Here is a 22,052-nt window from a genome sequence, read left to right on the forward strand (position 1 = left end):
CTCAGGTGCGCAAGGCGATGTGGTTGACCACGTTCTCCACGCCCTGCACGTACCATGCGTCGCGCTCGGCCTGGCGCCGCGTGTCCTCGCTGGTGACGCAGCCTTCCAGCGTCACCACGCGGTTCTCGGTATGCACGCTGACCTGGCCGGCATCGACGAAGGGATCGGTCTCCAGCACCAGCATCAGTGCCTCGGTGATTTCATCGTCGCGGTCGGCTTCGGCGGGCGCCACCACCAGTTCATTGACCACGCAGCGGCAGCCGCGCGACCACCAGGCCAGCACCCCTGCCAGGCGCATGTGCGACAGGCTGATCACCTGCCCCCACAGCGTTACCACGCCGTCGTGCACTTCCACTTCAATCCAGCCGCTGCGTTCGCCCACGGCTTCGCGCATGGCCTCGGGCTTGCCCTTGACGCGCGCGCAGATCTTGCAATTGCGGAAATCGATGGCATTGAGCAGGCGCTCGCACACCGCGTCGCGCAGTTCGCCGTCGCCGACCTGCATGCCGCCGTCGGCCACGCGCAGGTGATCAATCACGCTGGTTACGCCGTCCACGCGCCGCACCGTCGCCGCGGCCCGGGTCTTGTCGACGATATCGGCCACCTCGCCTTCCAGGATCAGCGCGCCGTCGGAAAGCCGCAACTGGATGGTAGGATGGAGGACATGACCCTGATAAGGCACATGCGCCAAGGCTGCGCGCGCCTGCGTCAGCACCGCTTCGCTACTCTGCATTTTGTTCGCCTCGCCCGATTGGTCTGGAGATGGAAGACGCGCGCCCCTGCCTGCAGGCGCGCCTGGCGCGGCGCCGCAGGCTCCTTCACCCCCGGGGCCCTGGCAACCGCTTCCTCATTATAGGAAGCGGTCCGGGAACGGCTCGGCTCTCAGGCAGCGGCTGCCTCGCGCGCACGGGCCACTTCCTGGTTGCGCAGGATAAAGCGCTGGACCTTGCCGCTGGGGGTCTTGGGCAGTTCGGCGACGAACTCGATCTCGCGCGGGTAGGCATGGGCGGCCAGGCGCTTGCGCACGTGCTGGCGCAGCGCCTCGGCCAGTTCCGGCGCGGCGCGATATTGCGGGTCCAGCACGACAAAGGCCTTGATCAGCTCGGTGCGCTCCGGATCGGGCTTGCCGATCACCGCGGCCTCGACCACGGCCGGGTGTTCGATCAGCGCGCTTTCCACGTCGAACGGGCCCACGCGGTAGCCCGAGGTGGTGATGACGTCGTCGGCCCGGCCGATGAAGCTGATGCTGCCGTCGTCGTTCAGCTCGGCGGAATCGCCGGTCAGGTAGTAGCCGCCGGCAAACCCGCTGGTGGACGTGCCGTGATAGCCGCCGAACCAGCACATCGGCGAGCGCTTCAGGTCCAGCGCCAGCGTGCCCGGCTGGCCCGGCGGCAGTTCACGCTGTTCATCGTCCACCACCACCACGCGGTGCCCAGGGCTGGCAAAGCCGGCCGCGCCCATGCGCACCGGATGCGCCAGCGCATGGTGGTTGCACAGCACCATGCCCAGCTCGGTCTGGCCGTAGTGGTCGTGGATGGTCACGCCCAGTTCGCTGGCGAACCAGCGGATCACTTCCGGGTTGAGCGGCTCGCCCGCGCTGCTGACGGCGCGCAGCCGCCCGCGCAGCGGGCCTGACACGGCCTCGCCCGCGGCGATCAGCAGCCGGTATGCCGTGGGCGAGCCGGCCAGGTTGGTGATGCCGTACTTGCGGATCACACGGCATGTGCTCTCCACGGTGAACGGGCCATCATAAAAGGTGGTGGGATGGCCCAGCGCCAGCGGGCCCGTGACCGCGTAATACAGGCCGTAGGCCCAGCCCGGATCGGCCAGGTTCCAGAAAGCATCTTCCGCGCGCAGGTCGACCGCGTCGCGCATATAGCCGGCAAACGCGGCGATGGCCTTGAGCGGCACCAGCAGCGGCTTGGCCGGGCCGGTGGTGCCGGAGGTGAACATCATCAGGAAGGGGTCGTCGCCCCGGCGCGGCACCGGCTCGAACGACGCCGGCTGGCGTTCCAGCTCGGCCCAGAAGCTGAAGTCGCCGCGCACCAGGCCGCGGCCCTTGTCGCCGGCCACGGTGACGATGGCGGGACAGCCATCCACGTCATCCAGCTTGGGGCGGTTGGCGCCATCGGTGACCACTATCTTCGCGCCGGACGCATTGAGCCGGTGCTCGATGGCCTTGGGGCCGAAGGCCGTGAACAGCGGCTGGTACACCGCGCCGGCGCGCCAGGTGCCGAGAATCGTCACCAGCAGTTCCGCATTGCGCGGCAGCAGGCCCGCCACGCGGTCGCCCGGCTGCACGCCCTGCGCCTTCAGGAAACCGGCAAACTGCGCGGACAGTGCCTGCAGCTCGGTAAAGGTCCAGCTGCGCGAATTGCCGTCGCGCCCTTCCCAGAACAGCGCGATACGGCCGGGCAGCGCGTGCCGGTCGCAGCATTCGACGCAGGCGTTCATTGCCTCGAGGCTGCCGTGCAGCTGCCGTGCCACGGCGTCGTCATAGGAAAATCCGTCGAAGGCTTGGGCGTAGTCGCGCATGGTGTCTCCTGTATTCCGGCTTGTGCCTTTTGGTAGGTGGCCAGTGCGCGCGGCATGGCGGCGCGCAGCGGCTGCCGCAAGAGTGTGCGCGAGCGCCAGGGGAGCAGGCAATAGCCGATTCCGCCAGCGCCGCTGACGGTTTTTGCCATTCCTGCCGTGAGCCCTGAGGCACCCCGAGCCACCCTTGACGCGGCACCGCCCGGCGCCGACGATACGGGCATCACCGCCAGGAGACAGCGCATGTGCACCAACTACGCCCCGGTCCAGCGTCGGATCCTGCGCGAAATCTTCGGCGTGGAACCGCCGCCGGGGATGTACAAGGCTGAAACCTATCCGGACTACGCGGCGCCGATCGTGCGCGCCGCCGACGATGGCGCGCGCAGTGGCGCACTGGCCTCGTTCGGCATGGTGCCGCGCCCGCGCATCCCGCCCGGCGCACGGCGCTTTGACACCACCAATGCCCGCAGCGAGACCGTGGGCGAGCGCCCCGCCTTTGCGCGCTACTGGCGCCAGGGCCAGTTGTGTCTGGTGCCGGCCACGGCGTTCTATGAGTTTGCGTATCCCGAAGATGCAGTGCCCGGCGGCACGTCCGGCAAGCCGGTGCGCTGGCGCGTCTGGCTACCCGGCGAGCAGGCCTTCGGCATCGCGGGCCTGTGGCGCAGCTGGCCGGACCAGTCGCTGTCCTTCACCATGCTGACCATCAACTCGGCCCAGCACCCGGTGATGCAGCGCTTCCACAAGCCGGGCGATGAAAAACGGTCAGTGGTCATCGTGCCGCGTGAACAGTGGGACGACTGGCTCGCCTGCCGCGATCCCGAGGTCGCGCGCACCTTCCTGACCCTCTTGCCCGCGGACGCCATGCGGGCCGAACCGGCGCCCAAAGTGCAGGGAGCGCCAATCCCCGACTCGGCGTAAGCGCGCCGCTTTCGCCGCCATGGCCGCGGGCTCGCTCCCACGCAAGGCGGCTCAGAAGCGGTAGGTAACGCTGCCCACCACCGTGCGGCGCGCGCCGAAGTAGCAGTCACCGCGCGCCAGGCAGGTGGTCAGGAATTGCTTGTCGAACAGGTTGTTGGCATTCAACGAGACGCGCAGCGGGCCGTGGTCATAGGCGATCATCGCGTCGTAGAGCGTGACGCCGCCCACCCGGTTCTGGTCGGCACCGTCATAGCTGGGACCGACATAGCGCACCCCGCCGCCGGCGACAAAGCCCGGCACGCCAAACAGCCTGAAGCGATAGTTGGCCCACAGCGACGCCATGTTCGACGGCGTGCTCGGCAGCTTCTTGCCCACCTCGGCCGGCGTGCCGTCGATCACGCGCGCATCCAGGTAGGTATAGGTTGCGATCAGGTCCAGTCGGCTGGACAGCGAGGCCAGTGCCTCCACCTCGATGCCGCGTGTACGCGCCTCGCCCACCTGGACCGAATCGGGAATGCCGTTGACCACGCCGGCGGTCTTGCGGTTTTTCTCGCGCATATCGAATGCGGCGATGGTCAACGTGGCGTTCTTGCCCGGCGGCTGGTACTTGATCCCCGCCTCCCACTGCGAACCGCGCAGCGGCTTGAAGGCCTGGTTGGCCTTGTTGAAGCCGGCCAGCCTCTGGAACGACTCGGAATAGCTGACGTACGGGTTGAGGCCGATGTCCGAGCGGTACATCAGGCCGCCACGCTTGGTCAGCTCGCTGTCGTCGCGGCTGGCCGAAGGCGTGTTGTCCTGCGCGGCGCGCGACCAGTCATAGCGCAGCCCCAGCATCAGCAGCCACTTGTTCCACGACAGCTGGTCCTGCACGTACAAGCCGGTCTGCGCATGCGTGGCGGGGTTCAGGTCGCGCGTGCCCGGCAGGGTGAAATTGCCGTAGACCGGGTTGAACACATTAAGCGGCGCGGCCGTGCCCCCCACCCCGGCGCGCCCCGTGATCTCGGCGTGCTGGTAGTCGACGCCGGTCAGCAGTGTGTGCTGGACCGGGCCGGTGCGGAAGTTGGTCTGCGCCTGGGTATCGACCGCGAACGAGTTCAGCGTGGGCTGGTTCAGGTAAACCGTGCGGCGCATCAGCGTATCGCTGCCCGCCACCCAGCCGTGGCCGGCGCCATTGAAGCCGGTCGCGTAGATGCTGCGGTAGTCCACCGTGCTGTGCGAATAGCGCAGGTTCTGCCGCACCGTCACGGTGTCGTTGAACTTGTGTTGGAACTCATAGCCCACCGACGCCTGCTCGGCGTTGTAGCGGTCGAAGCCGAGCTCGCTGATAAACAGGTGATCGGGGATCTGGCCGGCCGGGTTGGCCTGCAGCGTGCCGCGCCAGGGGAAGAAGCCGACCGAGGTCCCGCTTTCATCGCGCTGGAAGTTGGCCAGCAGCGTGAGCGAGGTGTCCTGGCTCGGGCGCCACGTCAGCGAAGGCGCGATCAGGTAGCGGTTGTCCTTGACGTAGTCAACCTGCGTGTCGCTGTCGCGCGCCAGCGCCACCAGCCGGTACAGCCACTTGCCGTCCGCATCGAGCGGGCCGGTCAGGTCGGCCTGCACCTGCTTGCGGTTGTAGTTGCCGAACTGCACGCCGATCTCGCGCGCCGCTTCAGGCTGCGGGCGCTTGCTGACCAGGTTCAGGATGCCGCCGACCGCGCCCTGCCCGAACAGCATCGACGACGGCCCGCGCAGCACGTCGATGCGCTCCAGCGCGTACACATCGGGCCGCACGTTGTTGTAGAAGCCGACCTGGTTCAGCAGGCCGTCGCGATACTGCGTGAAATCCGTGCCGCGGAACTTGCCCCAGTCGCCACGCGCATCGTTGCCGTACGGGCCGGCATAGACCCCGGCGCTGTAGCCGATGGCCTGCTGCACGCTCTGCGCGCCCTGTGCCTCCATCCGGTCGCGCGTGATGACGGTGATCGACTGGGGCGTCTCCATCACCGGCGTGTCGGTCTTGGTGGCGGTGGCGCTGCGTTTTGCCACGAAGCCATGGACCGGGCCGGTGGCGGTTTCGTCGTCACTGCTGGCGCGGACCGTGACGGCCGGCAGTTCAGCCGCCGCGCTGGCCGTTGCCGGCGCAGGCACTTCGCCGGCTTGGGCAAACACGCCGCCCGCCTGCAGGCTCAGCACAAGGGTGGTCAGCGAAAGGCCGCGCGGGGTGACAAGCACGGGGCAGGCAAAGCGCGGCTTTGCCCGCTTGGTGGGGTGGAGATACATCACTCAGGGATCGGAAGGTAGCTACCCCGCAGGCGCGGCGTGGCAAGTGGAAAATCCTGATTACGAATACGACTAATTCTCAATTACAACAGATTGTAGCCTGAATGTGTCAGAAGAGAGACATTTTCTATGGCCCCCTGGACTGCCTGCTGCAGAGTGATCAGTTTTCCGCTTTACTACGATGCCAGGATTAACGCTGTAGCATAAAAATGTCGCACCACCCTATTTCTTGCTGCTACAGTAAATCCGAATGGAAATCGAGTTTGACTTGGCAAAGGACGCTATCAACCAACGTCAACACGGGTTGTCACTGGCCGCCGCGGGGTTGATGGACTTGGTAGCGCCCTGCTGGAGATCGATGACCGCAAGCCATATGGCGAAACCCGCTACATCGCATATGGGCCGATTGGCCGGCGCCTGTATTGCCCGGTATTCACCATACGCGGCAACACGCTACGGGTAATCAGCCTGCGTAAAGCCAACTCCCGAGAGGTGCGAGACTATGAACAGGAAACCTGACCTCACCATGCCGACGCCCGCGGAGGATGCCGCCATTGCGCGCGGCATTGCCGGAGACCCCGATGCGGTGTCGTTGCCGACCGAGCAAATCAAGCGGATGCGCTCGGCGCGCAAGGTACCCGAGCAGGTAGTGGGAAAAGAAAAAGCCGATGCGCTGGTGAAACGCCGTGGCAGGCCGGCCAAGCCGGCTGGCGAGCGCAAGGTCAACCAGACCTTGCGGATCGATCCCGATGTACTGGACGCCTACAAGGCCACCGGCAGCGGATGGCAAACGCTGATGAACGACGCACTGCGCGATTACGCCAAATCGCACCGGATACTGCCGCGGCGCTAAGCCAGACGAAGGAAGCGTCGGGCAGTCCTCAGCCTCAGTGAGCAGCCCCCAAGCCAATCAGCCGGCCTGCAGCCGGCCCAGCAACCGCCGCCCCGCCTCGACCACCGCCGCATCCGGCTGCATCTGGTAGCGCACGATCATGCCTTCGATGCACAGCATGGCTTCCTCGGCCACCGCTTGCGACTGGTCCAGGCCCAGGCGCGTGGCGATGTCGGCGACGAACGCCTCCAGCTCGGCCTTGTGGGCCGCCGCCTGCTCCGCCGCGCGCGCGTCGCCGCCCGCCTCGGCCACCACGTTGATAAAGGCGCAGCCACGGAAGTCGCGGCTGAACCAGTCCGCCAGCGCGTCAGCAATCACGTCCAGGTGCGGGCGCGCGGCAAGCCGGACTTCCACGTCCTGCCGGAACCAGGTCATCCACTCATCATGGCGGCGCGCCAGGAACGCCGAGATCAGCTCGTTCTTGGAGGCGAAATGGCGGTAGAGCGACATCTTGGCGACGCCGGATTCGGCAATGATCTTGTCGATGCCGGTGGCGCGGTAGCCCTCCTGGTAGAACAGGCGGGCAGCGGTGTCGAGGATGCGGTCGCGGGCGGAAGGCGTGGCCATGTTGGCTGCGGAGTCGGTAATGGGAGCGGCCGGACAGCACCCTGCGCCGCCCGGCCTCTATAGGTCGATACTATGACAGACAGACCTGTCTAGCAAACCTGGCCCGCTCAGACCTGCAGCTTTGCCTCCGCATCACGCAGCGCCGTACGCAGGCCCTCTTCCACCACCGGGTGGTAGAACGGCATGCCCAGCATCTGCCCGATCGTCAGGCCCTGCTGGTAGGACCACGCCAGCAGGTGGGCGATGTTCTCGGCACGCGGGCCGGTCCATTCCGCGCCCAGGAAGCGGCCCGAGGCCTTGTCGGCATAGACGTGCATCAGGCCGCGGTTCTTCAGCATCACGCGGCTGCGGCCCTGGTCCTCGAAGCTGACCTCGCCGGTCACGAACGTGCCTTCGGCCAGGTCGGCGTAACGCTGGCCGACCATCGCGATCTGCGGGTCCGTGAACACCACCGCGATCGGCGCGCGGCGGGCCAGCGGCTTCACCTGCGGGTAGCTGGCGGCGTTCTCGCCCGCGGCCTTGCCCTCGTCGGCGGCCTCGTGCAGCAGCGGCAGGATGTTGTTGGCGTCGCCGGCGATGAACACCGGCGCATTGCCGCACTGGAGCGTGCGCGCATCGAACAGCGGCACGCCGCGCGCATCCAGCGCCAGGCCGGCATGCTCCAGGCCCAGGCCGCGAACATTGGGCACGCGGCCGGTGGCGACCAGCGCATAGTCGAAGCGCTCAGTCACGCTGCGGCCTTCGCGGTCCAGGTAGGTCACCACCACCTGGTCGCCGTCGCGGGCCATGTCGGTCACCTTGGCGTCCGGATCGAGATAGAACTCGCCGTTGAAGGTCTTCGCCGCGTAGGCGCGGATCACGGGATCCGTCAGCGGGCCGAGCGAGCCGCTGACGCCGAACACGCGCACCCGCACGCCGAGGCGCGACAAGGCCTGGCCCAGTTCCAGCCCGATCACGCCGGGGCCGAACACCACCACGCTGGCGGGCAGGTCTTCCCAGGCGAACACATCGTCATTGACGATCAGGCGGTCGCCGAACGCCTGGAACGGCGCCGGCAGCATCGGCGTGGAGCCGGTGGCGATGACCACGCGGCTGGCACGCACAATGGTGTGCCCATCCACTTCCAGCGTGGTGTTGTCGATAAAGCGGGCATAGCCGCGGATGCGGTCGGCTTCGGGGATGCTCTCCACGCCGCGCACCACAAAGCCGACAAAGCGGTCGCGCTCGCTGCGCACGCGGGCCATCACCTCGCGGCCGTCGATGCGGACCTGCCCATCCACGTGCACGCCGAACGGCGCGGTGTGGCGCAGTTCGTGCGCGGCCTCGGCGGCAGCGATCAACAGCTTGGAGGGCATGCAGCCCACCCGCGCGCAGGTGGTGCCGTACGGGCCGCCCTCGATGATCACGGCGCGCTTGCCCGCGGCAATCGCGGCACGGTAGGCGGCAAGGCCGGCGGTGCCTGCGCCGATCACGGCGACGTCGGTCTGGATGGTGGTCATGGCGGTCGTTTCCTTTGTCTTGATGGCGTCAAACTGGTGTCAATCAGCGGGCTGGATGGGGCCGCCATGCCGCCGGGCAAGGCGACCCCATCGGGTCCGGCGACTGCCGGTCCCCGGATGGGGGATGGAAGGGGAATCGGCTTACTTGCCCAGGTACTGCTGCAGCGCCTCGGCGCCGCCGATGAGCTTGCCGTTGATAAAGACCTGCGGTGCGGTCATCTCGCCCGACACGGCGCCCAGCACCTTGCCGCGCACCTTGTTGTCCAGCGGCACGTCGATGTAGTCGAAGCCGTTGTCGTCCAGCAGTTGCTTGGCCTTGGCGCAGAACGAGCAGCCGACCTTGGAGAACACCACCACCTGGTCCGGCTTGCGCGCATTCGGCGCGATGTGGGCCAGCATGGTGTCGGCGTCGGAGACCTTGAACGGGTCGCCCGGCTCTTCCGGCTCGATGAACATCTTCTGCACCACGCCGTCCTTGACCAGCATCGCATAGCGCCAGCTGCGCTTGCCGAAGCCCAGGTCGGCCTTGTCCACCAGCATGCCCATGCCTTCGGTGAATTCACCGTTGCCGTCGGGGATCATGGTGATGTTCTCGGACTCCTGGTCCTTGGCCCACTCGTTCATCACGAAGGTGTCGTTGACGGACACGCACAGGATGTCGTCCACGCCGTGCTTCGCGAACACCGGCGCCAGCTCGTTATAGCGCGGCAGGTGGGTCGACGAGCAAGTCGGCGTGAAGGCGCCCGGCAGCGAGAACACGACCACGGTCTTGCCGTTGAACAGCTCGCCGGTGGTGACGGTCTTCCACTCGTTGTCTTCACGCATGCGGAAAGCGACATTGGGAACGCGTTGGCCTTCACGGGATTGCAGCATCAGTTCACTCCTTGGTCTGGATCGGGTTGGTTTCGGCTGCGGGTTGCAGCGAAGGCCCCATTCTGTCGACCGGGATGTGATTTGTACAATTCATCGTTTTAACTACGACGATTGCCTTACGCTATTGATCCGGCATAGCCACTCCCTATTGCGCCGGCAATGGCACCTCATCCGCGCGCACGCAAGAGCATATTTTTTCGGCAAATACCGGCGAGTGCCCTATCATGCGGCATCCACTCAGACTCCCCTTTTTGTCCGCAATGACCCGACCTTGCCGCCTGCCGTCTCTCTGCCGATGGGCCCCGATGCTCGCGCTGTCACTGATGCTGGCGCACCCCGCGCAGGCGCAAACCCTGAAGAAACCGGCCCTGGATGCGCTGGTCTCCGGCACCCGAACGGCAGCCCACGCCGACCTGCAGGCATTCATGGCCGCCGCGGCCAAAGCCGAGCCTTCGGTGGCGCCGGCCGTGGCGGCGTGGCAAGCCCGGTCGCCGCTGGCCGGCGACAACCTGGCCAATATCGGCCGCCTGCTGGGCGTCTACAACCGCGTCCACAACGAGGCCGGGGTGATCGACACCATCGGCAGGATGGTGGCGCTGCGTACCGTGCGCGACGAGAAGGTCCCGCAGCACGAGAACCCCGCCATCATCGAGTTCGGCAAGATGATCGAGGCCATGGCGCGTGACTTCGGGCTGGCCTACCGCAATGTCGACAACCGGGTCTTCGAGGTCACGCTGCCCGGCGGCGCCAAGGATACCTTCGGCATCCTGACCCACGCCGACGTGGTGCCTGCGGTGGCCGAGGAATGGGTGCTGGAGGACGGCACCAAACTGGATCCGTTCCGCATGACGCGCGTGGGCGACACGCTGTACGGGCGCGGCACCATCGACGACAAGGGCTCGATCGCCGCGGTCATGTATGCCATGAAGACCGTCAAGGAAAGCGGCGTGCCGCTGGAGCGCACCATCCGCCTGATGATCGAGACCACCGAGGAAACCGGCGGCGACGGCATGAAGTACTACCGCCAGCACACCACCCTGCCCGAGTACAACGTCGTGCTCGACAGCAAATACCCCGCGGTGGTGGCGGAGAAAGGCGCGGGCACACTGACCGTGTCCTTCGGCATCAAGGCAGCGGACGGCAAGAGCGCGCAGGGCAAGCCCGACTACAAGGGACCGGCCATCGTTGCCATGCGCGGCGCGGCCTCGGCCAACGCCATCCCCGAGACCGCCACCGCGCGCATTGCCGGCGGCGATGCTGCCGCCGTGGCTGCCACGCTGGAACAGGCGCGCGCTGAATTCCTGCACCGCCACACCCCGCGCGGCAAGTTCTCCATCGAAGTGAAGCGCGCCGGCAACGACGTGGAAGTCAAGGTCACCGGCGTCTCGGCGCACGGATCGCGCCCGGAGGAAGGGGTCAACCCGCTGCCGCGGCTGGCGCTGTTCCTGCAGGCCAGCGGCGTGCAATTTGCCGAGAACCATTACCTGAACGCGGTCCGCTACCTGAACGACCTGTACGGGCTGGACTACCTCGGCACCAGGATGGAGGTGGCCTACCGCGACCCGTTCATGGGCCCGCTGACCATGTCGCCCACGCTGGTGCGCGAGCGCGGCGAATACGTCGACGTGGTCACCAACGTGCGCATGCCGCGCGGCCGCACCCCGGATGAGCTGGGCGGCAAGATCACCAAGCGTATTTTCGGCTGGGCCGCCACCCATGGCCCGGTCGAGATCAAGTACGACCAGGGCAACTGGATGGCGCGTGATCCCAAGGGCGCGTGGCTGTCCACGCTGCTGAACATCTTTGGCGATACCACCGGGCTGGAAGCCAAGCCGGTTTCCACCGCCGGCAGCACCACCGCCAAGCTGATGCCCAATGCCATCAACTTCGGGCCGGCCATGCCGGGCAAGAAGTACACCGCGCACAATGCGCGCGAGTACAAGGAAGTTGCCGACCTGAACCTGGATATGCAGATGTTCACTGAGATGCTGGTGCGGATCGGGAACCTGGACAAGATGCAGTAAGGCTGTTCTACCAAGTCCGATTGTTCGCCCCCCTCTCCCACGCGCGGGAGAGGGAGCTGGCTTGCGGTGTTCAGCGAATATCGCCGTACTGATACCCAACAGCCTTACAACCCCAGTTCACTCAACCCCGCATGTTCATCCGGCCGCCGGCCCAGTGGCCAGTGGAACTTGCGGTCCGCCGCCTTCATCGGCGCATCGTTGATGCAGGCATAGCGCCTGCGCATCAGCCCCGCCTCATCGAACTCCCAGTTCTCATTGCCGTATGACCGGTACCAGTTGCCGGAATCGTCGTGCCATTCGTAGGCAAAGCGCACGGCGATGCGGTTGCCGTCGTGCGCCCACAGCTCCTTGATCAGCCGGTAATCCAGCTCCTTCTGCCACTTGCGCTGCAGGAAGGCGACGATGTCGGCGCGGCCGTTGACGAATTCCGCACGGTTGCGCCAGGCGCTGTCGACCGTATAGGCCAGCGCCACGCGCTCGGGGTCACGGCTGTTCCAGCCGTCCTCGGCTGCACGGACCTTGGCAATGGCGGATTCACGGGTGAATGGGGGCAACGGCGGACGGATTTCGGCTTGTGCGGACATGCGGAGACTCCTTTGCTGAAACAGGGTGGATCAGGTGGGAAGAACAGCCTGCTCGTTATGATACAGACCTGTATCATTATTGATAGACAGATCTGTCTTGTCAAGGCAGGCTGTCGGGCAGAATTCAAAAGCAAGACCCGGAGTGCGAGGCGCACGCGGGCGGCCTAAAGTTGGCACCATGCAAGCGAGAGACAGGGGACCCGCGGTGAGCATCAGCCAGATACAACGCCCCGAAATGGCCGTGGCAGGGCCGCGCAGGCCAATACCGCCGGCGCGCGGCACGGCGCGGGGGCGTGGGCACGGAGCCGATATCGCCACCCGCGTCGATGGCACCGACTGGGCGGCCATTGCACGCGAACTCGACGACTACGGCGGCGCCGCGATCCGCGGCCTGCTGTCGGCAGCCGAATGCGACGCGCTTGCCGACGGCTATGCGCAGGACGCGCTGTACCGCTCTCGCATCGAGATGCGCCGGCACGGTTTTGGCCAGGGCGAGTACAAGTACTTCCGCTACCCCCTGCCCGACACCGTGGCCGCATTGCGCACGGCGCTGTATCCGCGCCTGGTGCCGGTGGCCAACCGCTGGAACGCCGCCATGGGCATCGATGTGCGTTATCCCGCCGCGCACGCCGACTATCTTGCCCGCTGCCACGACGCCGGCCAGTTGCGCCCGACGCCATTGCTGCTGCGCTACGGCCCGGGCGACTACAACTGCCTGCACCAGGACCTGTATGGCGAGCACGTATTCCCGCTGCAGGTCGCCATCCTGCTGTCCGAGCCGGGCCGCGACTTTACCGGCGGAGAGTTCGTGATGACCGAGCAGCGGCCGCGCATGCAGTCGCGGGCCGAGGTGGTGACGCTGCACCAGGGCGACGCGGTGGTATTCGCCGTCAGCCAGCGCCCGGTGCAGGGCAGCCGCGGCAGCTACCGCGTGAACCTGCGGCACGGCGTCAGCCGGCTGCACGCGGGCCAGCGCTACACGCTGGGCATCATCTTCCACGACGCCACGTGAGGTATTCCATGACCCGTTCCACACAGCAACCGGAAGCCAGCACCATCGAACGCGACCCGCGCTGGGCCCGCGTGCTGGCGCGCGATCCGGGCGCCGACGGTGCCTTTGTCTATGCGGTCAAGACCACCGGCGTGTACTGCCTGCCGAGCAGCCCGTCGCGCCTGCCGCATCCGGCCAATGTCGAGTTCTTCGACAACGCCGCCGCCGCCGAAGCCGCCGGTTACCGGCCCAGCCGCCGTGCCGCCGCGCCTGCGCTGGCGGCCCAGCATGCAGCCATCGTGGCCGACGCCTGCCGCCGCATCAAGGCCGCCGACACCCTGCCCACGCTGCCCGAACTGGCCAGTGCGGCGGGCGTCAGCCCCTATCACTTCCACCGCCTCTTCAAGGCCGCCACCGGCCTGACGCCGCGCGCCTATGCCGCCGCGCATCGCGCCAGGAAGCTGCGTGAGCAACTGGGCACCAGCGACTCCGTGACCGAGGCGATCTACGACGCCGGCTTCGGCTCCAACAGCCGCTTCTACGAGACCTCGGACGCGGTGCTGGGCATGACCCCGACGCGCTACCGCGCGGGTGGGGCTGACACCGATATCCGCTTTGCCATCGGCCAGTGCTCGCTGGGCGCGATCCTGGTGGCCCAGAGCGAGCGCGGTGTCTGCGCGATCCTGCTGGGCGACGATCCGCAAACGCTGGTGCAGGACCTGCAGGACCAGTTCCCGCGCGCCAACCTGATCGGCGGCGATGCGCAGTTCGAGCAACTGGTGGCGCAAGTGGTGGGCTTTATCGAGGCACCGTCTATCGGCCTGGCGCTGCCGCTGGATGTGCGCGGCACCGCGTTCCAGCAGCGTGTATGGCAGGCCCTGCAGGAGATCCCTGCGGGCAGCACCGCCAGCTATGCCGAGATCGCGGCCCGCATCGGCGCGCCGCGTGCGGTGCGCGCGGTGGCGCAGGCCTGCGCCGCCAACCACCTGGCGGTGGCCATTCCCTGCCATCGCGTGGTGCGCAGCGACGGCAACCTGTCGGGCTACCGCTGGGGCGTGGCGCGCAAGCGCGAACTGCTGGAGCGCGAGGCGCAAGCCTGAGTGGCGCGCGCTCAGCGCGCCACGGCTGCCTGCACCCGAGCCAGGTAGTCGTGGATCTGCGCCACCACCGCCGCGCCCTCACCCACCGCCGCGGCGACCCGCTTGGTCGACCCCGCCCGCACATCGCCGATGGCAAACACGCCCGGCACGCTGGTCTGCAGCGGATACGGCACCGCCGACGCGCAGCCAAGCTCGCCGCCGCCGGTGCGCACGAAGCCCTTGTCATCGACCTCGACGTTGCAGGTGCGCAGCCACGAGGCATTGGGATCGGCGCCGATGAACAGGAACAGGTGCCGCACGTCCATCGTGACCGGGGCCGGGCTTTCCGCCCGGCATTCGTAGCGCACCGAACTGAGCCACCCTTCCCCCGCCAGCGCGCTGATCTGCGCGTGCGTGTGCAGCGTGATATTGGGCAGCGAACCGATGCGGTCGATCAGGTAGCGCGACATGGTGGCGGCCAGCCCCGGCCCGCGCACCAGCATATGCACGTGTGCCGCGTGCGAGGCCAGGTAGACCGCTGCCTGCCCGGCCGAATTGCCGCCGCCCACCAGCATCGCCGGCTCGTTCTTGCACAGCTTGGCCTCCACCGGCGAAGCCCAGTAGTACACGCCGCGACCTTCAAAGTGCTCCAGCGCGGCGATGTCCGGGCGCCGGTACTGCGCGCCGGTGGCAATCACCACGGTGTGGGTCGGAATCATGCGGCCATCGGCCAGCTCCAGCCGGATCGGGTCCGCGCCGCAATGCAATGCCTTGACCTCCAGCGGGATGGCGATATGCGCGCCAAACTTCAGCGCCTGCACGAACGCGCGCCCGGCCAGCGCCTGCCCGGAGATGCCGGTGGGAAAGCCAAGATAGTTCTCGATCCGGGCACTCGCGCCCGCCTGCCCGCCCGGCGAGCGGCAATCGATCACCGCCACCGACAAGCCTTCGGACGCGGCATACACGGCCGTGGCCAGCCCGGCCGGCCCGGCGCCGACCACCACCACGTCATAGACATGGGCCGGATCGAACTCCGGCAACAGCCCCAGGCACGAAGCCAGCTGCCCTTCGTCCGGCGCGCGCAGCACGCGGCCGTCGGCGCAGATCACCAGCGGGAAGTCGCTGGCGGGCGCGTTGGCATAATCGAGCAGCAATGAGCAGTCACGTTCCGCGTCGATATCGATGACCGTATGCGGGTAGCCGTTGCGCCGCAGGAAGGCCTGCAGTGCCACCAGTTGCGGCTCGGTACCGTGGCCGACCAGCACCGGCCCGCTGCCGAATTCGATCAGCCCCACGCGGCGCAGGATCAGCGCGCGCATGATGCGCTCGCCCAGTTCGGCCTCGGCCACCAGCAGGGCACGCAGCCGCTCGGGTGTGATTGAATAGCCCTGGGTATCGGTCACTGCCACGCCGTCGACCAGCGCCGGGCGGCCGCTGAGCGTGCCGACCTCGGCCAGGAAGTGGCCGGGTCCCTGCTCGGTGATCTGGTGTTCGCGGCCCAGGCCGTCGCGCCGCATCAGGCGCACGCGGCCGCTGCCGATCAGGTACATGCCCCGGCCCGTCTCGCCGATGGCAAAGAGCTTCTCGCCCGCGCGCCAGCTCTGTGGCGTGCCAAAGCGCCGCACGCGCGCCATGTCGTCGGCGCTGAGTTGCGGGAACATCTGGTGCCAGCGTGACTCAAGCGTGGAATACGGCGCTTCCAGGCCGCCACCAGCTTCCGGGCCGGTGTCCTCATCCGGTGCCATTGCCTCCGACTGCGAAATCGCCATGCTCCCTCCCCGTCTGGACCCGCGCCTGCCCTGGCGCATCTTCCCGGTTGCCGCCGCGCGGCCTATCGATAGTAGACCGCGGCGCGCAGAATGCGAGGATCGCACGGCGCAGTTGCGGATTGCGCCGGCTTGGGATTGAATGAGCGCCTCGGCGTGTCGGCATTCGCCGTCACCTTCAGCAAAAAACCAGTCTTGATGCAATCCAACCATGATTCCGACGCCAGCCAGACTGGCGACCGTCCCGCCCGTCCGGCATTGCGCCCCCTGACGCCTGTCGAAGGCCGCGTGCTCGGCGTGCTGGTCGAAAAACAGCACACCGTGCCCGATACCTACCCGCTGTCGCTCAATGCGCTGGTCTCGGGCTGCAACCAGAAGACCGCCCGCGCCCCGGTGATGAACGTCAGCGAGGCCGAGATCCTTGAAGCCATCGACGGCCTCAAGGGCCTGAGCCTGGTCTTTGAAGGCAGCAGCAGCCGCGTGCCGCGCTTCGAACACAATATGCAGCGCGTGCTAGCCGTGCCCAGCCAGTCCGTCGCGCTGCTGGCGCTGCTGCTGCTGCGCGGCCCGCAGACCGCAGCGGAGCTGCGCCTGAATACCGCGCGCCTGCACGGCTTTGCCGATATCTCGTCGGTCGAGGCCTTCCTTGACGAACTGGCCAGCCATGCGCCGCCCTTTGTCGTCCGGCTGCCGCGCGCGCCGGGCGCACGCGAAAATCGCTGGATGCACCTGCTGAGCGGCGAAGTGAGCGCCGCAGCGGATGCCGACGATGCCGAACGCACCACCGGCGGCGCCACCGCCTCGCCGGGCGAGCTCGAACAGCTGCGCGCCGAGCAGCAGGCCCTGACCGAGAAGGTGGCGAAGCTGCAAAGCCTGGTCGAACACATGGCCGGGCAACTTGGCATCCCCGTCGACGAGTTTCTCGACTGACACCCCGCCTGCGCCATACCTGACGGTACCGAACACCCCGCTGCCAGACAGCATTGGTGGTTGGTGGATATTGTAGGCGGTTAATTGCGTTATTAGCTTGCGAAGGCGGAGCCACAGACTCAGACCGTAGCGCGGCAGACGACTTGCCGTTCGACCTGCCCGATGGCCCGGATGTCGCCTATGCTTTGCTCAGGACCGCAGACTGGACAGGGAGACCGGCGCAGACATGGACAAGACAGCCTTCGTATTTGCCGGCGGCGGCAGCCTGGGTGCGATCCAGGTCGGCATGCTGCGCGAACTGGTGGCGTGGGGCGTGATGCCCGATATCGTGATCGGCGCCTCGGCCGGCGCCATCAACGGCGCCTACTTTGCCTGCAATCCGGGCGTGGCCGGCGCCGGCCGGCTTGACGCGCTGTGGCGCGGCATCCGGCGTTCGGACATCCTGCCGTGGAGCTGGCGCAGCGTCTGGAGCATGTTCGGCGGCAACCGCGGCCACCTGGTCGAGGCGGCCGGGCTGCGCGCGCTGCTGGCGCAGCACTTCGGGCCGCGGCGGCTGGAGGCAGCGGAACTGCAGCTGCATGTGGTGGCGACCGACATGCAAAGCGGCGACGAGGTCTTGCTGTCCAGCGGCAGCATCGTCGACGCGGTGCTGGCCAGCGCGGCCATCCCCGGCGTGTTCCCGCCGGTACAGTTCGAGGGCCGCACGCTGATCGACGGCGGCGTGGCCAACAACACCCCGGTATCCACCGCGGTCGCACTGGGTGCCACGCGCGTGATCGTGCTTCCCGCGGGCTTCACCTGTGCTGAGCGCCGCCCGCCGCGCGGCGCGCTGGAGCATGCGTTCAACGCGCTCTCGCTGCTGGTGGCGCGCCAGCTCGTGCACGACCTGCAGCACTTCGCCGACCGCGCGCAGATCAGCGTGGTGCCACCGCTGTGCCCGCTCGACATCTCGCCCTACGACTACTCCAAATGCGGCGAACTGATCGACCGCGCCGCGGCCACCACCGCGCAGTGGCTGCAAGGCAAGGGGCTGGACAGCCAGCGCATACCTAGCGCGCTGGCGCCGCATTCGCACGACGAAGCGGCGCCTAGCTGCAGCGCCGACATCCCGGCGTCGGCGCCCCACTGAAGCGGCTGAGCACGGGTTGGAAGTACACGAACGGATTGTGCCGCGACGCATACTGGTCGCCCTTGTACCGGCCCTTGTCGACGCGGACCAAGGCCTGCCCACGCTGCCCGCGCGCCAGGCTGCCCTCTGGCCATTGCTACAATCCGACAGATGTCCACCCAAGCCGAACGCAGCGCCAGCACCCGCCAGTCCCTAATCGACGCCGCCGCGGCCTTGCTCATCGAGCAAGGCTATGCGGCCTTTTCAGAAGCGCGCGTGTGCGAGCTGGCCGGCAGCAGCCGCGGCTCCCTGCGGCACCATTTCCCCGAAGGCCGCTATGACCTGCTGCCAGCCATGCTCACCTGGCTGCTGGAGCGCGAGGCGGCGCGCCTGGCCGCGCTGGGCCCGCTCAGCCCTTCGCTGCGCCTGCACCTGATGCTGCATGTCCTGGCGACCCGCCCACAGCGGCATACCTCGCTGGCCATACTGGAGGTGTGGATGGCAACGCGTGGCGACGCGCGCCTGGCCACGGCCGTGCGTGCGCCGCTGGAGGCCGTGCCGCAGATGCTGTTCGGCCAGCCGCCGGACGCGCCGCCAGAGCCGGAATGGCTGGCGCTGCGCTGTTTCCTGCACGGCGCCACGCTGCACAGCTTTGCACCGGACTATGACGGCCAGGACTTGTCCGCAGCGGTGCGCTGGCTGATGGCGCGCCTGCCGGCCCCGGCCGGGCTGGACGCCTTGCTGGCGCGCATGCACGCGGACTGGTTGTGAAGCGCCGGATCAGGGCAGCCGCGCCAGCAACCGGTCGCCCAGCGTAGGCGGCAGCGCCAGGCGCCCTGCCTTGCCAGGCGCCGCGGCATCGAAGACCACGGCCTGGCCGTCCCAACTGAGCCGCACCGGCCCGCTGCTGTTGAAGGTGCGCTGGGCCAGCACGCGGTTGCGCTCCACGCCGTAGATGCGCAGCAACACCCGCTCCCGGCCCAGATAGCAGTATTCCGCTGCGTACCGCGCAGCAGCATCCAACGACGGCAGGTGCCGGCAGTTATGCGCGCCGGCCCGCTCCCAGGCGCCGTGGCCATAGGCAATGGCGGTCCAGATACCACCGAGCGCCAGCAGCCGCCCCGCGGTGACCCGTGCCAGCCGCTGCGCGCGGGCCTTGCGCCCGTCCGGGGTGGCCAACACGTGCGACACCACGCGATACACCGCCAACCCCAGCAGCAGCATCGTCACCGCCGCCAGGTGGAAATAGAACGCCGAATCCGGCATTGACGCCATGATCTGACCCATGCCCGCTCCCGGAAAATATCGTCAAACTACCGTCCCGCCGAAATTAAAATCTGGCGCCCGTGCCGTCATATAAATCCGCACCGCATTAATCGGCGCCATTAATTCCAGAATATTGAAAATCGCCGCCCTGATATATCCGAGCATAATCAACCGACCTCACCGGGCCAATCCGGTGTATTCCCGCACCGGACCTGCCGGCGACCGCCGCGGTCTTATTTTTCTGATGGCAGCGCCGCGAGCAGGATGAGCAGCCGCGCTACCGTAGGCGCCACGATCGCGGCCAGCGCAGCAGCGTTGGCGGAATCGCCGTCGCCGGCGGCGTGCTCCAGGCGCTGGGCGAAAGCACGCAAGCCGTGGCAGCCGACGTAGTGGGCAGATGCCTTGAGCCGGTGGGCGACGCTGCGCACCGTGTCGAGCGCACCGTCCGGAGGGCGGCCCGCGCCAGCGCCCGCCATGGTGCCATCCCTGGCTGATAGGCCTGTTGCCTCGCCCGAGGCACCTGCCCTGCAACCAGCCCCGCCACCGGCGATCCGCACGCCAGCGCCCCGCAGCGCCCCACCACCGCACGCAAGGCCACAGGCGCATTGGCAGGTGCTGGGGTGGACGACCGGACTGCTCTGCCTGCTGACGACATGCCTGCTGGCATGGATCTTCGTGCTGTATCGCGAGGTGCGCCGGCGCCGGGCCGCGGAGATTGCGCTGAAGGACAACATCGCGATCCAGTCGGCGCTGCTCGACGGCATTCCCCAGCCCGTCTACCTGCGCGATGCCTCGCTGCGGCTCATCACCTGCACGTCGACCTGACCGAACGCCACGACATGCTGGCCGAGCTGGCGCACGCCAAGACCGAAGCCGAGGCCGCCAACCGCGCCAAGTCCACCTTCCTGGCCTCGGTCAGCCATGAGATCCGCACCCCGATGAACGCCGTCACCGGCATGCTGGAGCTGACCCTGGCGCGCTGCCAGCTGGCCGAGCAGGAACGCCTGCAGCTGGTCACCGCGCACAAGTCGGCGCTGGGCCTGCAGGCGCTGATCGACGACATCCTGGACCTGTCCAAGATGGAGGCCGGCAAGTTCAGCATCCACCCGGCACCCGTTTCGCTGCCCGGGCTGGTCAAGGATACGCTGCTGATCTTCGGTCCGGTGGCGGCGCAGAAGGGCCTGCCACTGACCAGCGGCATCGGCGCCGCCGTCGCGCCACTGCACCAGGTCGATGCGCTGCGTTTCCGTCAGATCATGGCCAACCTGGTGTCCAACGCGGTGCGCTTCACCGACAGCGGCACGATCCATGTCAGGCTTGACGCGCTGGCGCCTCGCGACGGCGTGCAGCAGGTCATGCTGACCGTCTCCGACACCGGCATCGGGATTCCCGCCGACGCGCAGGCGCGGATGTTTGAACCCTTCGAACAGGTGCATGACCGCACCCGCCCCCATGCCGGCGGCACCGGGCTGGGGCTGGCAATCTGCCAGCGCCTGGCCAGCGCGATGGGAGGCCAGATCTCGCTGTCCAGCCAGCCGGGCCAGGGCACGCGCGTCATGGTGACGCTGCCGCTGACGCTTGCCGTCGCCACGGAACTGCCCGAGCCGGTGCCGCCGCCCACGGCGGGCTGCGCACGGCGCCGGGTCAACGTCCTGGTGGTCGAGGACCATGCGCCCAACCGGTTGCTGCTGCAGCGCCAGCTGGAACACCTGGGCCACCGCGTAAGCACCGCCTGTGATGGCCGCGAAGCGCTGGCCAGGCAGGACCAGGCCAGCTTCGACGTGATCGGGTGCGACTGCGCCATGCCGGTCATGGACGCCTGGCATTCGCACGGGCGGTGCGCGCGCGCAAGGATGCCTGCGGCGGCGTGCCGGCGATCGGCTGCACGGCGAGCGCCGTCGCGGCGGACCACGCCGCGGCACTGGCGGCGGGCATGAATGCCGTGATCGTCAAGCCGGTTGGCCTGCAGGTGCTGGATGCGGCGGTGGCAAAAGCCTGCGCCAGTGGCTGCCGGGCGCGCAGGGTGGCCGTGCCAGTGCAGGCCAGCACGCCCGATCGCCAGGCCGGCACGCGTGACGAGGCCGCCCACTGCGGCGTCAAGCCCGGCTCGCGGTCCGTCATGGTGCGCATGTGTGCCGGGCGATGAACGTGCAGTGCGACCGCCTCGACCAGCCGGAAGACTAAGCCCGCTCAGGCCTCCAGCGGCACCGCGCTGGTGCACTTGATCTCGTCCAGGCACACGCTGGACTTCACGCCGCTGACACCCGGGATACGCATCAGCGTATCGAGCAGGAAGTCAGACAGCGACTTCAGGTCCTTGGCGACCACCTTCAGCACGTAGTCGATATCCCCGGTCACCGAGAAGCATTCCTGGATCTGTGCCAGCTCCGCCACCAGGCGCTTGAAGTTGGACAGGTCGCGGATATGCCCGCGCTCCATCGTCACATGGATAAAGGCCACCACGCCAAAGCCCAGCGCCGCCGCATCCAGCCGCGCCTCGTAGCGCTTGACCAGCCCGGCCTCTTCCAGGCGGCGGTGGCGCCGCAAAGTCTGCGCCGGCGACAGCGCGATGGCCTCGGCCAGTTCCAGGTTGGAAGCCCGCCCCTGCTCCTGCAACACCCCCAGCAAGCGGCGATCGGTACGGTCCAGCTCGATCGATTGCACTTTGATTTCCTCATATCAGCGATTCACGCAATCAGATTTCATAATCTAGGGTTTCCCTGCCTGTTTTACGAAATCCAATTTTGCCGTCCGGAATATACAC

General features: G+C 67.6%; 23 protein-coding genes. 12 read left to right on the plus strand and 11 right to left on the minus strand.

Translation table 11 applies throughout. The annotated features are described in order from the left end of the window. Window position 1 precedes the first annotated feature (1 nt). A complete protein-coding gene (locus AC1Q7H_RS11750; RefSeq protein ID WP_013952736.1) occupies window positions 2-733 on the minus strand; it encodes a BON domain-containing protein in 732 nt (243 codons plus the stop codon). A gap of 149 nt (window positions 734-882) precedes the next feature. Further along, window positions 883-2,535 carry an AMP-binding protein gene (locus AC1Q7H_RS11755; RefSeq protein WP_013952735.1) on the minus strand — a complete coding sequence of 551 codons (1,653 nt, stop codon included), beginning with the start codon at window positions 2,533-2,535 and terminating at the stop codon, window positions 883-885. A 240-nt stretch (window positions 2,536-2,775) separates the two neighbouring features. Here AC1Q7H_RS11755 and AC1Q7H_RS11760 point away from each other — a divergent pair, with 240 nt between their 5' ends. Further along, window positions 2,776-3,450 (plus strand): SOS response-associated peptidase, encoded by a 675-nt coding sequence (locus AC1Q7H_RS11760; RefSeq protein WP_211981208.1) that lies wholly within the window; start codon window positions 2,776-2,778, stop codon window positions 3,448-3,450. A gap of 51 nt (window positions 3,451-3,501) precedes the next feature. Here the strand turns inward: AC1Q7H_RS11760 and AC1Q7H_RS11765 are convergent, their stop codons facing one another. Further along, a complete protein-coding gene (locus AC1Q7H_RS11765; RefSeq protein ID WP_492377995.1) occupies window positions 3,502-5,709 on the minus strand; it encodes a TonB-dependent siderophore receptor in 2,208 nt (735 codons plus the stop codon). A gap of 390 nt (window positions 5,710-6,099) precedes the next feature. Here AC1Q7H_RS11765 and AC1Q7H_RS11770 point away from each other — a divergent pair, with 390 nt between their 5' ends. Continuing rightward, window positions 6,100-6,228 (plus strand): BrnT family toxin, encoded by a 129-nt coding sequence (locus AC1Q7H_RS11770; protein ID WP_319609827.1) that lies wholly within the window; start codon window positions 6,100-6,102, stop codon window positions 6,226-6,228. Beyond that, window positions 6,212-6,562 (plus strand): BrnA antitoxin family protein, encoded by a 351-nt coding sequence (locus tag AC1Q7H_RS11775; protein WP_013952732.1) that lies wholly within the window; start codon window positions 6,212-6,214, stop codon window positions 6,560-6,562. The genes AC1Q7H_RS11770 and AC1Q7H_RS11775 overlap by 17 nt, the downstream gene beginning before the upstream one ends. Window positions 6,563-6,619: 57 nt before the next feature. Here AC1Q7H_RS11775 and AC1Q7H_RS11780 read toward each other — a convergent pair whose 3' ends face one another. The 3 genes from AC1Q7H_RS11780 to AC1Q7H_RS11790 form a co-directional block, all read right to left on the minus strand. Then, window positions 6,620-7,168 (minus strand): TetR/AcrR family transcriptional regulator, encoded by a 549-nt coding sequence (locus tag AC1Q7H_RS11780; RefSeq protein WP_211981205.1) that lies wholly within the window; start codon window positions 7,166-7,168, stop codon window positions 6,620-6,622. Window positions 7,169-7,275: 107 nt separating this feature from the next. Continuing rightward, window positions 7,276-8,667: a dihydrolipoyl dehydrogenase gene (locus tag AC1Q7H_RS11785; RefSeq protein ID WP_211981203.1), complete on the minus strand. Its 1,392-nt coding sequence runs from the start codon at window positions 8,665-8,667 to the stop codon at window positions 7,276-7,278. Window positions 8,668-8,808: 141 nt separating this feature from the next. Then, window positions 8,809-9,540, minus strand: coding sequence for a glutathione peroxidase (locus AC1Q7H_RS11790; protein WP_013952729.1), 732 nt, complete (start codon window positions 9,538-9,540; stop codon window positions 8,809-8,811). A 305-nt stretch (window positions 9,541-9,845) separates the two neighbouring features. On the opposite strand from AC1Q7H_RS11790, the gene AC1Q7H_RS11795 reads away from it, so the two are divergent. After that, complete coding sequence (locus tag AC1Q7H_RS11795; protein ID WP_238553128.1) at window positions 9,846-11,564, plus strand: dipeptidase; 1,719 nt, start codon at window positions 9,846-9,848, stop codon at window positions 11,562-11,564. Between the two features lie 104 nt (window positions 11,565-11,668). On the opposite strand, the gene AC1Q7H_RS11800 is transcribed toward AC1Q7H_RS11795, so the two are convergent. Then, window positions 11,669-12,148, minus strand: a complete 480-nt coding sequence (locus AC1Q7H_RS11800) for a nuclear transport factor 2 family protein (protein ID WP_013952727.1) — start codon at window positions 12,146-12,148, stop codon at window positions 11,669-11,671. Between the two features lie 235 nt (window positions 12,149-12,383). On the opposite strand from AC1Q7H_RS11800, the gene AC1Q7H_RS11805 reads away from it, so the two are divergent. Next, complete coding sequence (locus AC1Q7H_RS11805; RefSeq protein WP_492381318.1) at window positions 12,384-13,160, plus strand: 2OG-Fe(II) oxygenase; 777 nt, start codon at window positions 12,384-12,386, stop codon at window positions 13,158-13,160. Window positions 13,161-13,168: 8 nt separating this feature from the next. Next, the gene (ada, locus tag AC1Q7H_RS11810; RefSeq protein WP_492377996.1) at window positions 13,169-14,239 is read left to right on the plus strand and encodes a bifunctional DNA-binding transcriptional regulator/O6-methylguanine-DNA methyltransferase Ada; all 1,071 of its coding nucleotides are present in this window, start codon (window positions 13,169-13,171) and stop codon (window positions 14,237-14,239) included. An 11-nt stretch (window positions 14,240-14,250) separates the two neighbouring features. Here ada and AC1Q7H_RS11815 read toward each other — a convergent pair whose 3' ends face one another. Beyond that, a complete protein-coding gene (locus AC1Q7H_RS11815) occupies window positions 14,251-15,987 on the minus strand; it encodes an FAD-dependent oxidoreductase (RefSeq protein ID WP_013952724.1) in 1,737 nt (578 codons plus the stop codon). Window positions 15,988-16,182: 195 nt separating this feature from the next. Between AC1Q7H_RS11815 and AC1Q7H_RS11820 the strand changes: the two genes are divergently transcribed. The 3 genes from AC1Q7H_RS11820 (at window position 16,183) to AC1Q7H_RS11830 (ending at window position 18,793) form a co-directional block, all read left to right on the plus strand. Beyond that, window positions 16,183-16,914 (plus strand): YceH family protein, encoded by a 732-nt coding sequence (locus AC1Q7H_RS11820; RefSeq protein WP_211981200.1) that lies wholly within the window; start codon window positions 16,183-16,185, stop codon window positions 16,912-16,914. 226 nt (window positions 16,915-17,140) lie between these two features. Next, window positions 17,141-18,043, plus strand: coding sequence for a patatin-like phospholipase family protein (locus AC1Q7H_RS11825; protein WP_211981199.1), 903 nt, complete (start codon window positions 17,141-17,143; stop codon window positions 18,041-18,043). A gap of 150 nt (window positions 18,044-18,193) precedes the next feature. Next, window positions 18,194-18,793, plus strand: coding sequence for a TetR/AcrR family transcriptional regulator (locus AC1Q7H_RS11830; RefSeq protein ID WP_013952721.1), 600 nt, complete (start codon window positions 18,194-18,196; stop codon window positions 18,791-18,793). Between the two features lie 9 nt (window positions 18,794-18,802). Here AC1Q7H_RS11830 and AC1Q7H_RS11835 read toward each other — a convergent pair whose 3' ends face one another. After that, entirely contained in the window at window positions 18,803-19,309 is a 507-nt protein-coding gene (locus AC1Q7H_RS11835) for a hypothetical protein (RefSeq protein WP_211981197.1), read from the minus strand. Between the two features lie 212 nt (window positions 19,310-19,521). After that, a complete protein-coding gene (locus tag AC1Q7H_RS11840) occupies window positions 19,522-19,764 on the minus strand; it encodes an Hpt domain-containing protein (protein ID WP_228772383.1) in 243 nt (80 codons plus the stop codon). Window positions 19,765-19,900: 136 nt separating this feature from the next. On the opposite strand from AC1Q7H_RS11840, the gene AC1Q7H_RS11845 reads away from it, so the two are divergent. Genes AC1Q7H_RS11845 through AC1Q7H_RS11855 form a run of 3 tightly spaced genes read left to right on the plus strand, consistent with a single transcriptional unit; the run spans window position 19,901 to window position 21,434 of the window. Beyond that, complete coding sequence (locus AC1Q7H_RS11845) at window positions 19,901-20,113, plus strand: hypothetical protein (protein WP_249221354.1); 213 nt, start codon at window positions 19,901-19,903, stop codon at window positions 20,111-20,113. A 14-nt stretch (window positions 20,114-20,127) separates the two neighbouring features. Continuing rightward, complete coding sequence (locus AC1Q7H_RS11850; RefSeq protein WP_492377997.1) at window positions 20,128-21,225, plus strand: ATP-binding protein; 1,098 nt, start codon at window positions 20,128-20,130, stop codon at window positions 21,223-21,225. Next, entirely contained in the window at window positions 21,222-21,434 is a 213-nt protein-coding gene (locus AC1Q7H_RS11855; protein WP_492377998.1) for a hypothetical protein, read from the plus strand. The genes AC1Q7H_RS11850 and AC1Q7H_RS11855 overlap by 4 nt, the downstream gene beginning before the upstream one ends. 44 nt (window positions 21,435-21,478) lie before the next feature. Here AC1Q7H_RS11855 and AC1Q7H_RS11860 read toward each other — a convergent pair whose 3' ends face one another. After that, entirely contained in the window at window positions 21,479-21,952 is a 474-nt protein-coding gene (locus AC1Q7H_RS11860) for an Lrp/AsnC family transcriptional regulator (protein ID WP_010812428.1), read from the minus strand. Window positions 21,953-22,052 lie beyond the last annotated feature (100 nt).

It is taken from the genome of Cupriavidus sp. GW823-FHT06D04, from assembly GCF_058795055.1.